The organism is Rhodococcus sp. EPR-134, assembly GCF_001647205.1.
Lineage (GTDB): Bacteria > Actinomycetota > Actinomycetes > Mycobacteriales > Mycobacteriaceae > Rhodococcus_F > Rhodococcus_F qingshengii.
In genome coordinates this window covers 1-16679 of the sequence record NZ_LVCT01000705.1, presented here as the reverse complement: position 1 = coordinate 16679, position 16679 = coordinate 1, and the positions used below count along the sequence as shown (strand labels likewise).

General features: G+C 58.6%; 14 protein-coding genes and 1 pseudogene. All 15 read right to left on the bottom strand.

What is annotated here, in order from left to right; genetic code table 11:
- Positions 1 to 1160: O-antigen ligase family protein (locus A2J01_RS30600; RefSeq protein WP_064114235.1), on the bottom strand; the 1160-nt coding region annotated here is incomplete at its 3' end.
- Positions 1147 to 2670 (bottom strand): sugar transferase, encoded by a 1524-nt coding sequence (locus A2J01_RS30595; RefSeq protein WP_064114236.1) that lies wholly within the window; start codon positions 2668 to 2670, stop codon positions 1147 to 1149. The genes A2J01_RS30600 and A2J01_RS30595, both read right to left, overlap by 14 nt.
- 875 nt (positions 2671 to 3545) lie before the next feature.
- Positions 3546 to 3896: a GNAT family N-acetyltransferase gene (locus A2J01_RS37525; protein WP_075832471.1), complete on the bottom strand. Its 351-nt coding sequence runs from the start codon at positions 3894 to 3896 to the stop codon at positions 3546 to 3548.
- A 365-nt stretch (positions 3897 to 4261) separates the two neighbouring features.
- Positions 4262 to 5707: a polysaccharide biosynthesis tyrosine autokinase gene (locus A2J01_RS30590; protein ID WP_007726623.1), complete on the bottom strand. Its 1446-nt coding sequence runs from the start codon at positions 5705 to 5707 to the stop codon at positions 4262 to 4264.
- 639 nt (positions 5708 to 6346) lie between these two features.
- Entirely contained in the window at positions 6347 to 7672 is a 1326-nt protein-coding gene (locus tag A2J01_RS30585; protein WP_007726621.1) for a UDP-glucose dehydrogenase family protein, read from the bottom strand.
- Between the two features lie 52 nt (positions 7673 to 7724).
- On the bottom strand, positions 7725 to 8693 hold the full coding sequence (locus A2J01_RS30580) for a GDP-L-fucose synthase family protein (protein ID WP_054187555.1): 969 nt from the start codon (positions 8691 to 8693) through the stop codon (positions 7725 to 7727).
- The gene (gene gmd, locus A2J01_RS30575) at positions 8690 to 9721 is read right to left on the bottom strand and encodes a GDP-mannose 4,6-dehydratase (RefSeq protein WP_064114234.1); all 1032 of its coding nucleotides are present in this window, start codon (positions 9719 to 9721) and stop codon (positions 8690 to 8692) included. The genes A2J01_RS30580 and gmd overlap by 4 nt, the downstream gene beginning before the upstream one ends.
- A gap of 46 nt (positions 9722 to 9767) precedes the next feature.
- Positions 9768 to 10952, bottom strand: a complete 1185-nt coding sequence (locus A2J01_RS30570; RefSeq protein WP_228401970.1) for a polysaccharide biosynthesis protein — start codon at positions 10950 to 10952, stop codon at positions 9768 to 9770.
- A gap of 164 nt (positions 10953 to 11116) precedes the next feature.
- Entirely contained in the window at positions 11117 to 12043 is a 927-nt protein-coding gene (locus tag A2J01_RS30565; RefSeq protein WP_064114233.1) for a glycosyltransferase family 2 protein, read from the bottom strand.
- Positions 12033 to 12365, bottom strand: coding sequence for a hypothetical protein (locus A2J01_RS37120; protein ID WP_228232624.1), 333 nt, complete (start codon positions 12363 to 12365; stop codon positions 12033 to 12035). Before A2J01_RS37120 ends, A2J01_RS30565 begins: the two co-directional genes overlap by 11 nt.
- A gap of 168 nt (positions 12366 to 12533) precedes the next feature.
- A pseudogene (locus tag A2J01_RS37115) lies at positions 12534 to 12824 on the bottom strand (glycosyltransferase); the annotation flags it as partial.
- On the bottom strand, positions 12821 to 13789 hold the full coding sequence (locus A2J01_RS37265) for a glycosyltransferase (protein WP_268875639.1): 969 nt from the start codon (positions 13787 to 13789) through the stop codon (positions 12821 to 12823). The pseudogene A2J01_RS37115 and the gene A2J01_RS37265, both read right to left, overlap by 4 nt.
- Positions 13790 to 13866: 77 nt before the next feature.
- Positions 13867 to 15189 (bottom strand): O-antigen ligase family protein, encoded by a 1323-nt coding sequence (locus tag A2J01_RS30550; RefSeq protein ID WP_054187556.1) that lies wholly within the window; start codon positions 15187 to 15189, stop codon positions 13867 to 13869.
- Between the two features lies 1 nt (position 15190).
- Positions 15191 to 16342 carry a polysaccharide pyruvyl transferase family protein gene (locus A2J01_RS30545; RefSeq protein WP_231916139.1) on the bottom strand — a complete coding sequence of 384 codons (1152 nt, stop codon included), beginning with the start codon at positions 16340 to 16342 and terminating at the stop codon, positions 15191 to 15193.
- The coding region (locus A2J01_RS35505) for a glycosyltransferase (RefSeq protein ID WP_156519456.1) at positions 16314 to 16679 on the bottom strand (366 nt) is incomplete at its 5' end. The genes A2J01_RS30545 and A2J01_RS35505, both read right to left, overlap by 29 nt.

Below are 16679 nucleotides of genomic sequence, written 5' to 3'. Positions count from 1 at the left end.
AGCGTCGACTCCGTCAAGTCCATCGAGAAGACGAGAACCATGATCGCGACGACGGCGATGTACTCCGTTCTGCTGCGGGCTCGCCCGAGCGCCGTGCTCAGAAGCAGGTAATAGCCGGCCAACAGCAGCAGGAATCCGATCCAACCGATCTGCAGCCGAATGTCGAGCATTCCGTTGTGTGCGCTGGTCGCCGGAAAGGACAGCTTTGACCGAATCATCTGCCCCACTGCACTGTCCGGCGCCCACACCGAGCCGAAGCCCCATCCGAGCAGAGGCCGCTGTTCGGCGTAGTAGTCGGATACCGTCCAGAGATGTAACCGGCCGGTCAGCGTGACATCTCGCGAGAGTAGCGCCGCGACATCGGGTCCGAGCACCTTCATCGCGCCGGACACCCCGAGGTACAGGCCGATGATCACAGTCGAGGCGAGGTGAGCGTTCGGTGTCCGTCGAAAGCACCTCAGAGCAACCATTGTCGCCAGCGCAATCCCCGCAGCAACGAGACCGGTCTGGCTCCGGGCCTCGAACAACACGATGCCGGCGACAGCCAGCGCCGCCACCCACGGAATACGCTTGACGTCGGGAAGCATGAGCATGACACCGACAAGTACAACTTCGATGGCAGCCATTCGTCCCAAAGTGTTCTTGTGCGTGAAGATTCCGCGATAAGCAACGGCGCGGGTGTCCACGTCGATGCCAGTCGAAGGATCGAGGAACACGACCATCAACGACAGCACGAGAAGTACCAGCAAGGTGAGGGCAACAGTCCGCACTCGCACCGCGAAGGTCAACTCACGGGCGACGATGATTCCCGTGATCGCCAGGCACACGACGACGATGCCGGCGACGGCGGAGTTCCGGGGCAGTGTCGACCAGTACCAGCTGGTTGCCGGGACGCCGGCCGAGATCATAAGCGTGAAGACAGGCCACGTCGTATTGCGTGAGAATCGCCGGTCGAGGAAGTAGACCAACGCAATTGTCGCCGAAAGAACGGCCGAACCGTGTACGAGCAACGATCCGAGCGCTGTCCTCTGCGTGTACGCCTGAAAGGCTCCGCTCGCGCCGATGACCGCGATCACCAATGCCGTTCGCAAGATCAGCGGATTGTTCGGTGCCTCATTTTCGCAAGGCGCCGGTACCGCCTTCTTGTCAGTAGGCGCCATCACTTCCCACCACCGCCTTGAGCGTCTTCGCGACGATCATGACGTCACCCATCATCGACCAGTTGTCGACGTAGGAAAGATCCAGGCGGACAGTGTCTTCCCACGAAAGATCAGAACGTCCGCTGACCTGCCACAGGCCGGTGACACCGGGCTTGACCAGTAGCCGACGACTGACCGCGTCGTCGTACATCTCGACCTCGCGCCGAAGCGGTGGCCGCGGGCCTACAACGCTCATCTCACGCCGGAGGACATTGACGAACTGGGGCAACTCGTCGATCGAGTATCGGCGCATGAATCGACCGACCGTCGTCACACGCGGATCGTCTCGCATCTTGAAAAGCACTCCGGCGCCTTCGTTCTCCTTCATCAGCGCCGTGACCTGTGAATCCGCATTCTGGACCATCGAGCGGAACTTGAGCATGGGGAACGGCTGACCGTCCAACCCCATCCGCTCGGACTTGTACAGAACCGGCCCCTTGCTCGTGAGCTTGACGGCGATCGCAGCCGCCAGTAGCACCGGACTGATCACGGCGAGTACCACGGTTGAGAAGACGATGTCGAAGGTCGTCTTCGTGAACTTCTGCGCGCCGTGATAGCGCGGACGCTCGACATGGATCAGCGGAAATCCAGCGACCGGGCGCATCGAGAGCCTCGGCCCGGACACATCCAGAATCCCCGGTGCGACAACAAGGTCCACATGATCGCGCTCGAGATCCCAGGCCAGCTTGCGCAGCCCTTCCGGTCCGAGTCGCTCCGACGCCGTCACCGCCACCGTGTCGGCACCGACCTGTTCGAGTGCGTCGGTGACACTGTGCTCGTCTCCGAGCACCGGAATGTCCCGACCGTTCACTGTGACAACTTCGCCCACGTCTCCTCCGTAGCCGGGTACGCAGACTCCGACAACTCGGTATCCATGGGCATCGTCGCGCTCGAGGTTGCGTGCAAGATCGACAACCGCCCCTCGCACACCGACCACAAGTACGGCAGTTCGAAATTCACCTCGGGCTCGCTCACGAGCAATCACCCGTCGCCAGATCCAACGACTCGCGATCAAGGCGGTCAATCCCATCGGAAACGCCACGGCAAGGTACAGGCGCGCGATCTCCAGGTGAAGGAGAAGGCTGGCGATCGCAATCAGTCCGAACAGGCGGAGCGTTCCGACAGCGATCAATCGGTACTCTTCAGGGCCGCTTCCGATCACGCGAGGAGATCTGGTCCGAAATACCCTCAGTACGGCAAACCAGCCGATAATCAGGGCGAAAGACAGTGCGGTGTAGCTGAAATGGCCGAATGCTTCACCGTCGACGACATCCGCGTCGCTACCGAATCGCCACCATTGAGCCAGAAACACAACTGCCGCAACGATGATCGTGTCGGTGATCGCCAGACGACGAAGATACGCAGATTGCCATTTCCTGCGTGCGGAAACTCCACCGGCCCTCTCCGGCGTTACTCGTCGGTGTTGTTGTGGCCGCTCTTTCGTGGGCGCGGCCATCTCGAGAACCGTCATGTGTTCAGAAACCTTTCCCCATGCACAGAATTCGGCCTGAAGATGTTCACCGGCCGAGGTCCATCGGACCGCCTTGCCGATTCCCGAAACTTCGACAGCGAAGCAACTGCTCCGCATTGCTGCGTTCAGTGCGTATGGTCGCATTACGTGCGCCTTGCAGTTAACCCGGCGACTATTGTCAGGCCTCGGCCCAACTGTCGATTATTGCGGCATTGCCGCAGCTCACACCCCATGATTGAAGCAGAGTCCACTAACAACCCAAACACAGGACGATCGGCGATTTCTCCTCGCCCGCTGACGTCGCCGGCCTCGATATTGCCAGGACTCACATCTTGGCAACTCTTCGGCTAGCTGGTCAGTACCAGTGAGGAGTTTGCCACATTCCGGACAGCGTGGCAATAGCGCTTTCCGAAGTTCTTCCCGACGCCAGCATTGACGTCAGTTATTCACCCTCCGACAAGAAGGAGTGAACATTGCTCACCATTACCATTGCGTACCTATAGTTTTCATCGCCTAGCCCATTTGGGCTCCGCGTTTGGACGGAAACCAGCACGCGGTTGGTAAACACTCTGCAATCCATACTTTGATGCGCTCAGCGTCGACTCAGCCCTGGACGATTGTTCGACACTTCGCCTCTGGGCGTCTTACCTACTCCTGGCCGGCATTGCGCGAACCTACGATCGGGCGACACCGAGAATTCAGACATGCAAAAGGAGGAGTGTGGACCGCCAGCGATCGCCGGTGATGTCCTGAAATAGTTGCAGCACAGCCCAATTAGGGACATGCGAGTTGCGCAGCCGCTCGGCTGCAAAGCGGGGCGACTGCTACCGATGGCTATGGCTATGGCCATGGCAAACGTGTGTGGCCGTGTAGGGTCAACGGACGCTCGACACGCTCGTTCGCACCCAGTAGCGGAGCGTGTCTCTCGAACAACCGACATTGCGGGACAACTGATCAGCTGGGCGCACGCTCTCGAGTAAACCCCCGCACGCTTCGATTGCCTTACGCGAAACCGGGTTCCTTTCGTCGCAGGTAACCAGGACGCGACTGAGCCCCACCGGGTCGCCGACATACGCGAGCGCCTCACCCAGAGCAGTCGACGCTATCCCTTTCCGGCCCTCCGACCGACGGACCCGTGGCCGATATGACCACCGACATCGGCCAAGAACTCGTTCATGCTGAGTCGCAGCTGGCCGACAACCCCCGCACCCGCTGTCCAAATCCATCGAGGGATGCCAGATCGACATCTAGGCGTTGCGAAACTCTCGAGGCCGAATCGGGCTGGTCCGCCTGCGGTCCGCCACACTCGCTACGCGATTCCAACCAAGACGCCCAAGGCCCCGTCGGGCGCAACCAGATCGACAGTCATAGAGGCACTGGTCAAGCAGGGACAGCTCAGACCGCAGCGTCACATCCCGCATGCCCGTGCCTACCCAATTACTGCGACGGCCGATGAACCCGTATTCCGCACTGCGCGTCGCAGACTCAGAGGACCCGACTAGAGAATTGCGTCCGATTCACCACACAGAGAAGGGCCCTCGAGCATTGCTCGAGGGCCCTGTGAGGCGTCGGGATTTACCGTACGACCAGGTCAGATGACTGTCGACGTGACCTTTCGTTCGCCGACTGGATTGCTGTCCACGGACCCTTCCACGGCCACGTCAGCGACAACCGGATCGGAATCGTAGTAGTACTTGTACTCGTAGACACCACGACCGTTCAGCGGGGTCATCGTGATGACAGTACCGAGAATCGTCGCGCCCACACTGTGGAGATTGCCGACCGCCCTGCTCAGCTGTTCCCTCTTCGTCGTGCCGTGACGAGCAATCACTAGCGCACCGTCCGCCAGCGCTGAAAGAACTGCAGCATCCGTAACCGGAAGCAACGGCGAGGCGTCGATGATGACGTAGTCGAACCTTCTGCGGAGATCGGTAAAGACCGCATGGGCAGTGTCAGTGCCCAGAAGTTCGCTCGGGTTCGGGGGAATCGGACCTGAGGCAAGAACCGTCAGGTCAGCATTGCTCGTGACTTGAAGTACGTCGTCGAGATCTGCTTGCCCGGCCAGGACCGAGCTCAGACCAACGCTTCCGATAAGTCCCAGATACTTCGAAACGCGAGGCTTACGGAGGTCACCTTCGACGAGACACACCTTCTTGCCTGCCTCGGCTAACACGAGTGCGATGTTCACCGCAGTCGTGGTCTTTCCCTCGGAGGGAAGAGAACTCGTAACGACGATGACACTCGGTGGGCGATCCACGGCCAGGAACTGCAGATTGGTTCGCAGCTCGCGGTACGCCTCGGCACTTGCGGAGTTGCCCTCGTGGAAGTTGATCGCTTGATGAACTTCGCGTTCCTTGTCGAACGGAATTGTTCCCACCATCGCCGCGCCGGCGATGTCTTCGACCACCTTGCGCTCTTTGACGGTGTTGTCCAGGCGATCACGCACCACAGCCAACCCGATCCCCAGCAGAAGCCCGATCGCGGCACCGAGCGCCACGTTCCGCGAAGTCTTCGGCGACACCGGTTCCGCGGGAGTTTGTGCTCGCTGTTCGACAACGACGCGCGCAGGTGCTGTGCCACCATTTGCGGGCGTACCCAGATCTTTGACCATCACGACAAACTCGTCCGAGAGCGCATTTGCGATTTCACGTGCCAGTTCAGGCGACGCATCTTGCACGCTCAAATCGAGCAGTACTGTATCCGGCGCCGATGTGGCGGTCACCTTGGACGAAATCTCCGCAGCGGAAAGCCCGCCGAGTCGATCGGGCCCGACTGAATCGATCGTTCTCTGTGCCAGTGTCTCGCCGGTAAGGAGCTTGGCGTAGGAAGTGACCAACTGCTGTGAGAGCTGGTTACCTTGGTAAGCCTCGTTCACGGTTGTTCCGGTAGAAGTCGACACGAACAGGCGCGTGGAAGCCTGGTAGATCGGCGTGGCAATCAACGAGGCGCCCAATGCGCCCAAGATCACGACCACAGTGACGACAGCGACTATCTTCCACCGTGCCTGCAAAATCTTCAGGTAGTCCCGTACATCCATCGTCGAATCTCCTTCGGCTCGAACACGTATCACGTCTTCGAGTAGTAATCGACAGCCGCTGTCGAGCCGCTGCACTCAATGCAGGCTGAACGAGGCAGCCAATCTTCTATCGCGTGTCCCTGCGTCACAGCGCGAGGTATTTGCCGAAACAGCCAGGGGGGAGAGGCCTTCACGGCATCTCACACATCTCACTTCCTGGCCGATGCATGATCGGGAAGTGGCGAACACGCGACACTGACAAACCCGCGACACTGACATCGGGCCCACTCACACATCGCGCAGAGCAGACACAACGTGCAGCCAGGCTGAACTCTACTGCGTCATTGGTCTTTTCACCACCGCAACGGAGCCTCGAAACTTCCTAGACATCGTCAGTCGACTGTGCCGACCATGAAAGGGTCACATACCACAGCGGGCCGTAGGACCAACGTCCGTCGACGACCAACTACGCAACTTGCCGCCGGAAGTTGATGCATACCAACCGAACAAGGCAACATGCCCCTCACCCTGTGATGCACGAGCGGCTATCCCAGCATCTCCCCCGGCCACAGCTCGCTCGCTGACGGACTTTGGTCCCGGGCACACGGCCACTTCCCCTCGATGCCTACAACACCCACCCTCCGTGAAGGTTTCACCGGTTTACGGCCTTCCGAGACCTCGGTAGGTCCACCCTGCGTCGCGCCAGGTGGTCGGTTCCAGACAGTTACGTCCGTCGATGATGACCTTCTTGCGGACGACAGGTTCGAGGTCCGACGGCAACAACTTTCGAAACTCGGCCCACTCGGTCAGAACCAAGACGACATCAGCGCCTGCACACGCTTCAAGTGCGCTCGAAGTGTAAGTGAGGGTGGGGAACAACGCCTTCGAGTTTCCCATCGCCTTCGGGTCATAGACATTGACGGCAGCGCCTTGCAGCTGAATCTGCCCGGCAACGTTCAGCGCAGGTGAGTCGCGCACGTCGTCGGAGTCAGGCTTGAAGGCTGCACCGAGAACCGCCACATTGGCTCCGAGTAGAGAACCACACGCTTCTCGAGCCAGTTCGACCATCCGAGTACGACGACGCATGTTGATATTGTCGACTTCGCGTAGGAATGTGAGTGCTTGATCTGCTCCCAGCTCACCAGCACGTGCCATGAAAGCACGGATGTCCTTCGGTAAGCAGCCCCCACCGAAACCGATTCCGGCGTTGAGGAATCGCCTACCAATTCTCTCGTCATGGCCGATGGCATCGGCAAGAACGGTCACATCCGCACCTGAAGCCTCGCACACCTCCGAGATCGCATTGATGAACGAGATCTTCGTTGCCAGAAATGCATTGGCTGATGCTTTGACCAACTCCGAAGTCGCAAGGTCGGTCACAACAAAGGGAATACCTTCGTTCAAGAGTTGCTCGTACACTTCACGCGCAATCGATTCCGCACGTCCGGGTCGATTGCGGTCGACCCCGAGCACAAGCCGGTCCGGGTGAAGCGTGTCTTTCACCGCGTAGCCTTCCCGGAGAAATTCCGGGTTCCACGCCACCTCCACGTCTTGTCCGGCAGGCGCCAGTTCCCGTGCCCGCGCACCCAATCGCTCTGCTGTACCGACTGGCACAGTTGATTTCCCGAAGATTACGGTCGGCCTGGTCAAGAGGGGTGCGAGTGTCTCGATCACCGAATCGACAAAACGCATGTCGGCCGCGAACTCCCCCTTCTTCTGCGGCGTACCGACGCCGAGGAAGTGGATGTCGGCGAACTCTGCGGCCTCCTCGTAGGAAGCCGTGAATCGAAGACGTCCCGCGGCTATGTTGCGGCGCAGTACTTCCTCGAGTCCCGGTTCGTAGAAAGGAACCTCCCCAGCTTCGAGCATAGCGAGCTTGTTCGGATCAACATCCACCCCGAGAACCTCGTGACCCAACTCGGCCATGCAAGCTGCGTGTGTCGCCCCGAGGTAGCCTGTGCCGAATACCGCAATACGAGAAGTCATAACGATGTCTGCCTGTCGAAGTCGAGTTTACGTCGAATAATGCTGTAGTACTTCATGTCCTGATCGAATCGACGTTCTGTCGATACCACTCCACGGTCGATGCGATCCCCGCACGAAGATCAATCTTGGGCTGCCACCCCAAATCTCGAAGCTTCCCGATGTCAAGCAACTTCCGCGGCGTCCCGTCAGGTTTCGAATGATCCCATTCGATCTCGCCGTCGAACCCGATCTCGTCCGCCACGATCGCAGAGATCTCCGCGATGCTCTGGTCCTCGCCTGTACCAACATTGACGTGTTCTGCTCCGTCATAGTGGTCGAGCAAATGAAGGCAGGCATCCGCCATGTCGTCGACGTGGAGAAACTCGCGCCTCGGCGTCCCGCTGCCCCAGTTCACGACTGAAGCAGCTCCATCACGGCGCGCGTCGTCGAAGCGTCTGATGAGGGCTGGCAGCACATGAGAGCCCTTGGCAGAGAAGTTGTCACCCGGGCCGTAGAGATTGGTCGGCATCGCGGAGATCCACGGACGCCCGAACTGCTTTCGAACAGCCTGTACCTGCAGGATTCCCGCGATCTTGGCGATGGCATATGCATCGTTCGTCGGTTCCAAATGACCGGTCAGCAAATATTCTTCGCGAATCGGTTGAGGAGCGAATTTCGGGTAGATGCAGGATGATCCGAGGAACAGCAGGCGATCTACGTCGAACTCGGCCGCCGCGTCCATCACGTTCACCTGGATGCGAAGGTTGTCGGAGATGAAGTCCACCGGCAGTGTGCTGTTCGCCAGTATCCCGCCCACCTTGGCTGCCGCGAGGACCACGTTCTTCGGCCTCTCGGCGGCGAAGAACTCGAACACGGCACCGCGGTCGCGAAGATCGAGTTCGGCGGACGTGCGACCGACAAGGCGATTGAAACCGTCGGCCTCCAAACGACGCCAGATCGCTGAACCCACGAGTCCACGATGGCCCGCGACGTACACCGCATCGTTCCGATCGAGGGACTTCTGCGCGTACTCCCCCGTCATCGGGCATGCTCCCAATCCACCAGGTTCGGGCGGTCGATCCAGGGCTTGCCCTCACACTTCAGAGCCTCTACGTCCGCATCGACCATGATTCGAGCCAGCTCGGGGGTATGTACAGTCGCCTTCCAGCCGAGCTTCTGCTCCGCCTTACCTGCATCTCCGATCAACGCGTCTACTTCCGTCGGCCGCAGATAGCGCTCGTCGAAGCGCACATGATCTTCCCAGTTCAGACCCGCGTGCTCGAAGGCCACCGTCAGGAAATCCTTGACCGAGTAGTTACCGCCTGTCGCGAGCACGTAATCGTCCGGCTCGTCGGCCTGAAGCATCCTCCACATTCCCTCCACGTACTCCGGCGCGTAGCCCCAGTCGCGGATTGCATCGAGATTACCCATGTACAAATCGTTTTCCAGGCCGGCCTTGATCCGCGCCACCGCTCGCGTGATCTTGCGAGTTACGAATGTTTCGCCTCGCCGCGGAGATTCGTGGTTGAACAGAATTCCGTTCACGGCAAAGATCCCGTACGCCTCGCGGTAGTTCTTGGTGATCCAGTACGAGTACACCTTCGCCGCACCGTACGGCGATCGCGGATAGAAGGGAGTCTGCTCGTCCTGCGGAGGCGGTGTCGCACCGAACATCTCGGAGCTGGACGCCTGGTAGAACCTGCATTCGAGACCAGCCATCCGGACTGCTTCGAGCAGCCTGATCGACCCGATTCCCGTCGTGTCACCGGTATGTTCGGGCTCGTCGAAACTTACCCGTACATGGGACTGCGCTGCGAGGTTGTAGACCTCGTCCGGGCGTATCTGTGCGAGAAGAGTGACCAAACGCGCCCCGTCGCTGAGATCTCCGTAATGAAGGAACAGTTTTGCATCCGGCGTGTGGGGATCCACATACATGTGATCGATTCGAGCTGTATTGAACGTGGACGATCTACGAATAAGTCCGTGGACCTCGTATCCCTTGCCCAGCAACAACTCCGCGAGATAGGAGCCGTCTTGACCGGTGATGCCTGTGATCAGTGCCTTCTTCATTTCTCTCCTTCATGTATGTGCGACTTCACGATTTTCGGGCAGCTATTCACACGGTCACGCCTGCCTCCACCGCCTTCTCCATGCTTGAAATTCGCCGAACCGAAATATAGATACACGGAATAACCTGGAGTACAACCATTCCTGCGGATAGTCCCAAGTAGAGTGCGGCGGCTCCGAGTTCAGGAATCAGGGATATTGCCAATACCATTCCGACGAGGCCGCTCAGCCAGACACAGAGGACTTGCAACCATAGTCCTCGCGGGTCCATGAGGAACATCGCCGCCGGCTGATGCACCGAAACAACAAGGATGTAAACACTTCCGGCCAAAACGGTTGCCAGCGGGACGACAAGACTTCCACCCGAGACAAACCGAATTCCCGGATAGCTGATGACGACCAGAGCAAGCGCAAATACGGCGCCCACAGTGCCGAGAAGTACTATATGCTGGGCGAATTCACGCACCCGAAGTGTCCCGATTCGGTATCGCTCGCGATATCTTGACCACAAGTTCTGGCCCATCACTCCCAAGATAGCCAGCAGGGGTCCAGCGAATTGCGCCACCACCGAATATTGTGCGACGTCTTCGACCGTTCCAAAAGTGGAGATCAGCAACCTATGGCTCTGGAACCCGACAACCATGCCGATCGATATGAGAAAAAACGGAACCGCCGTTTCAGCTATGCGAACTCGCACCGGGCTTGTAAGACGCCAGCCGATCAACGAACCCTCATCGCCGGAAATCGATCGAAGCGCGAGAGCAAGGGTAAGAAATCCGACGGCGAGGTAGCCTGCGCACGGTGCCAGAACAAACAGGTAGGCCGGCGCCTGAGTAGTCCAACAAACCCCTATCACGATCAGTTGAATGATCGGACCGATCAACGCTGCGGTAACGACAACGCGCATCTTTCCGCAACCCTGCAGGATGCGTGACCCCAAACCCAATGGAATACCAACTGCCGCAGATACAATCACTACTGTGGCCAGCGCCGACGCATGATCCATCTCACCGACTGCGCCTAGAACTGGCACCCACAGCCCCATCTGATAGAACAGGAACGCGAGGCTTGCGACAGCGAGGGATACCAGAACGGTGACCAGACTCGCCCGCCGAAAATGGGATTGGAACGACATCCGATCGAGTGCACCACTTCGGTAATCTGCTGTCGCGTTCACCATGGTCGCGCCGATACCGAAGTCCGCGAAGGGAAGTAGATTCAACATGGACGCCATCAGCGCATAGAAGGCGTAGTACTCGACGCCGTAGTCCCGAGACAGAATTGCTATTACGGCGAAGTTCGCGCAAGCGCCGGCCAGCAGACCTACCAGTCGAAAGAACCCGGTCCCGCCCAGGTCGATCGACTTCGCCGACCTCACGTATGAGCTGACCACTGTGTTCACCCTCGTGTCTCCGAGGTTCCAGCGCCAGACACGATTGTGGACTGCTTCAGACCGCTGTCGCCGATCCGAGCGAGTACCTTGTAGCACGCGGCAACTGCTACCTTCACGCAACCCCGCCAGTACAAACCTTGCGCGAACGACGCTCGTCCCATGCGTGCGTTCGCAGCTGCGGCAACCGCCGATGCGCTCATCAGCCGAACTGGGATCCGCAGATGTCGCGCGTAGTGCCCCCTGATCGATTCCTTGCACAACAGCGATTTCTCAGGAGAACCAATGGATTTGCCTGCGTACATCGAATACACGAGGGAAACGGTGTTGTGTTGAACGACTCGGCCGACGACGGATAGACGAATGAACATTTCGTAGTCGTCGGCGTAACGCTCGACGATCTCCGGTACGTCCAGCGCAATCGCTGCTTCGTAATCGGCACGCCGAACCAGCGCCGCTCCCGGTGGAAACGGACCATACCCTTGTGTCAACAGGGTTCGAGTATTGATCTCGGAGTACGACTGATTGTTCAACCGACTACGCCCACGTGGGAGACTCGCCATCACACGTCCAGCGACGACTGCGCAGTCCGCCTGTGCAGAGAGAATACGCAAGGACTCGTGAATGCCGGGTGCGACCAGAAGATCATCCGCGTCCAGGAACACGATGTACGGTGCCGTGACGAGCGTGGCCCCCCGTCGTCTCGCGAGGTATGCACCCGCATTTGGCTGCGTCAGGACACGTATATCGTGGGCGCGACATAACGCGGCGGTACTGTCTGTGGATCCGTCGTCCACCACGATGACTTCCGAAGCGCCCGCATTGTGCGCGCTCTCGATTGACGCCAAAAGTGTGGCTTCCGCGTTGAAAGCTGGTATGACAACTGCGAATTCCGCACTTGATTGCGTTGTGGGTTCCAAATAGTCATCGGACACGAGGAGTCACCCCTGCTAGAACTCGTCTTTGAACACGGTCGGTTTTTGCGAGAAGCGCAACCCCCAAGGACACCGCATAATCGAGCCACTGCGCCCTGAAGACTGTAATTCCGGTCAGGGCGCGTGATCGCCGCATGTCCCGGTAATGATCCATCATGCCCCGCACCGAACCAGCGCCGGCCGAATCAAAGTCACAGAAGAACTCGGTCCACACGCGCGGTTGCGATCGGACCGCCATCTTCAACAGATACAGTTGGTCGGCACTGAGTCCGAATTCGGTATCGTAACCGCCGATCTCAACATGCAGCGACTTCTCGATCACACATGCTTGATGGGGAATGATGTTTCCACCTAGCGCGAATCGGGACAGACTGAACGGGATACGGCCACCGATTCCGATGGAACTTCCGGAGTCGTGGATGTTGCTCAGCCCGTAACCCCACCGCCAAGAGACGCCCCCTCCTTGATGATCTCGAGAGACTCTCTCCAGAACGTCACATGAATGGTACACGTCGGACGAGTGCATGAACCACAGCAACTCGCCACTCGCCAGTTCCGCACCGATGTTCATTGCGTCATAGCGACCGCTGTCGAGGCCTGTGTTCCACACTAACGAATCACCCAACGAATCAAGGTATTCGACAGTTCCATCCGTCGAACCACCATCGATCACGATGTGTTCGACTCCCTGTGCACTCTGAGCCCGGACGCTCTCGATCGTGCGGACCAGCCCCGAAAGATCATTCCTGGTGATGGTAATGACGGTGACCGATGAAGTCATCGAGAAGCCCCTATCGCGAATGCATAGGCGTCGATGAGTGCTGTACGCGAACTCATGACGTCCACTGTTCGGTTGAAATATTGTGTCTTGGCTTGAACAGTCGTTCGGTAGTCCAGGCAGTCGAAGTAATGTGTGACGGCCATTGACAGAGACTCCGCAGTATTGCCAGCGACTGGATAGCCAAGCGAGACCATACTTTTGATGTCACGACTGATCACCGAGACACCGACCGCGGCGGCTTCCGCAGCGGAAATCGGAGCGCCCTCCCAGGCCGCGGTATGGAGATACAGCGAACTGGCGCGCACTTCATCCAGCACCTGTTCAGCTGGAATCCAGCCCGTCACCCGAACCCCGGATTCCACGAGACTTTCTTTCAACCCGGCTTCGCCGTCTCCTACCCACACGAACTCGAACCTGCTCGACAACCTTGCTGCAATATCGGCGAACAGTTGGGGATCCTTTTGGGGAAATATCCTTCCCACCATCACTACTCGGCTTCTTTCAGCCGATGCTTCCGCTGTCCGAGGGCTGCTTGCGCGCAAATATGCGCCGTGATCGGTCGGGGATACATTGCCGACCACGATGGAGGTGGAGGAGTTCGACAACTCCGTAGTCAACTCGGCTTCTCGTCCACTCACGGCAACAACGCACTGACGCCGAATCGAGAGTAGCCCACGCTCAACGGACTTGTAGAGTACCCGCGCCAGGGGACTGACGTCGGTGCGCTCGAATGCGTAACAGTGTGGGGTGTATACGATTCCAGCTCGGTGCCCCGGGATGATCCGGGCGAGACCGGCAAGACTGGAATGCAGGTGGAGAACATCGAAATCTCCCCGGCGCACCATACGAATCGCGGACAGCAAAAGTGCGGCCAAACTTCCAGGTACCAATGTCACGCTGAGTTCGGAGGGGAAATTGTATGTGCTCTGCCCGGCCCGTTCGCGAGCAATCACGCAGTGATGCATTTCTGGCGTCAACGCCTGATAGTTCAAGATCGCGGTGCTTACACCTCCTCCGAGCGCTTCCGTGACATGCAGAACTTTCATCGCGCACCATCCCTCGTCAGGCCGGCATCAACATGTGAGCTTCGAATATCTTCCATCGCAAGGTCTTCCGTCTCCGAAGTATCAACTGATCTTTTCCGCATACCCGAGGAGCACAAGAGAAGAATGAGAGGGCACAGGAAGGGAAGCAGACCGGTTCGATACGGTTGGATGGGCGCCTCCAGAAATCCCACAGCGACCGTAGTTACGATCAGCGCCCATGCCAAGTATCGATTTTCCACGTCAGTGGTCAGCAACGCCCAGGCCGCAGCGACGACAAGCACGGCAATTCCGAGAAACCCGACGGCAACGCCGAGTTCTAACCAAATGTTGTGCGCGGCATAGTTGGAGGAGAAGCGATACGCGTTATGCTCCGTCCAATAGTTCGCGCCGTGACCAACATTCGGACTCTCCGAAATCAGCTCCTTCGCCCTCATCCACAAAGCACCGCGATAGGTGTAATCGCGGAGCCCGTAAACTCGGAACACTGGCACAAAAGAAATCACCAACGCAACCATCGCAGCTGCCAGAGCCACAACCCGCGACATGCGGTTTCCGATACCGAGGACTACGAGGTAGCCGAGAACCAGACCGATCATCGCTGTTCGACTGCCAGAAATTTCGATCACGATGAGGCTCGCCAGTCCAACCGCCGCAACTGTGATCCAGTGTTGCCGATACACGGCAACGACGCTCAGCAGTGCGACACACAGCCCCAGGAAGTTGCCATTGCCTGTGATCGATGACGTGAGCACTTGGCCCGCCACAGTGCACTTGTCCAACCGACAGGTCTCGACCACAGCCTCAGGCCAGACGACGAAAACCACAGCCATGCTCAGACAAAGCGCAAGCAGACCCTGGTAACAAAGACGGGGCCAGTTCAGTACGTCAACCGAGAGCGCGCGGCACCACAGGAGCGTAGGCACAATCATGAATATCGCTCCGACGACACCGATGTCCACGACCCCGAAGATGAGGATCGGCATGATCGCCACCGCCATGACCAGTATCGCGGGGATATAGGGGAATGAATCTCGGGACCCGAGAGAGGCGATGAAAATCGCGATTCCGATGACAATCGAAGGCACGTAGGAGATCACGAAGACCGCGGAGCCAGAAACTGGAAGGTATAGGGCAAGGACGCTACCTAACACCGCCTTGAAAAGGACCGGCCATATCACCGATACCCAAAACCAGATCCCGATCAGCCCGCTTCTGGTACCTGTTGAGGTTTGACGGCGGGTTGGCAACACCGTCACCCCACGTACACGTGCGATCAGCAAGAGAAAAACACTGGCAAACAACAGGAACGAGAGGTTCATGTCATTGGCCAGCCGTCGGCAGGTGGCATGGCACAGCCAGGGAGCCGAGTAGGCGTTCCCTCTGGGACGCGACGGCCTCGATGCGTGAATCGATCAGGCGCCAGTAAGTGGCTGGATCGTCTCGTATCGATTCCACCGCGTCGAGAACGCGAGTTGCCGAAGTCCGTCGGGCATCGAGAACGTACTGTTCCAACCCCAGATCATGAAATGCTCCCCATGATTTTCGTTCGTAGCCCAGGTGCACACTCGGCTTTCCGGCGAGCAATGCAGACAACGATCCATGCAGGCGTGTACTGACAACGACGCGATTCTCCGCGCTCTCCAGATAGTGCTGCAATGGCTTTGGGGTTCCCGAGGAGTATTTGACGGTGAGTGGAGTGTCATTGTTTCCGCCACCGGTGGACTGAATCGCCCATACAACATGATCTGACCGAGCCAAGTCGGACAGAGTGTTCTCGTAGGATCCAGGGCGGGACAGCTCACGTGCCACGACTACCGGGCCATGCGTGATCTCGATAGTACGAGGTGTACGGACCTCCGCCATCTTGAGAACCGCCAGATCCGAGATTCGTTCGACATTGGTCAGGTCGGCGAACAATTCCCGTGATCGATCGTCACGAACGAGCACCTGATCCATCGCCTTCAGTGAACTCGCGATACGCCGACGGAGAATGTTCGGGAACGGACCGATACTCTGCGGCAGATAGATCTTGCGCGCACGACTTCGTGCGGCAAGATCGAGTTGACCGAAATGCGCCCCCGCAGTTTTCAGGGCCTCGGAAACGGACGAACCCCGAAGGTATCCGCCCCCGACAGCGACTATCAAATCCGCTTGCTCGAACAGTATCCTGACAGGTGCCGGCCCGCCGGTGACGGTACTGGCCAGCATGGAAACACGTACGGATGCCTTCTTTTTCGGGTTCGGAATCCATGCCGACGTCCACTGATGAAACTTGACATGATTCGCGATCGGATGGTGGCGGAACGATTCGGCATCAGTGGCAATCACGTCGACGACAGAATCCGGCCACACCGATCTCAGCAATTCGAGTGTTTCCTCCACCAGCAACCGGTCGCCGGAGTTTTGAGCACTGTATGCGTGAATGACCAGGATGCGCGGGTGGTCACGATTGTATTCGGGCAACGATCTCACTCCTGGTCGTCATGGTTCGGGACGCCTGCAAACCCATTGAATAGGCGAAATCTCGGTACTCGTCACTCGATACGACGCCGAGGGCGGACCGAAGGCTGGCCGCGCCGGTAAATGTGAGCACCGGCCCGGAGGTTCGCAGATCCTCGAATGCAGGTAGATGGGCAGCAACAACCGGCCGGCCGCGCGCCCACGCCTCCCATACGAACACAGGGTTGAGTTCGTTTCGGCTGGGCATAAATGCCGCGTCTGACCAATCCAGATAGGGCACAACGTCATCGACGCGTCCTACTAGTTCCACCGTATGCGAAGAAGGCTTCGTATTGCCGAACCGCCGTTT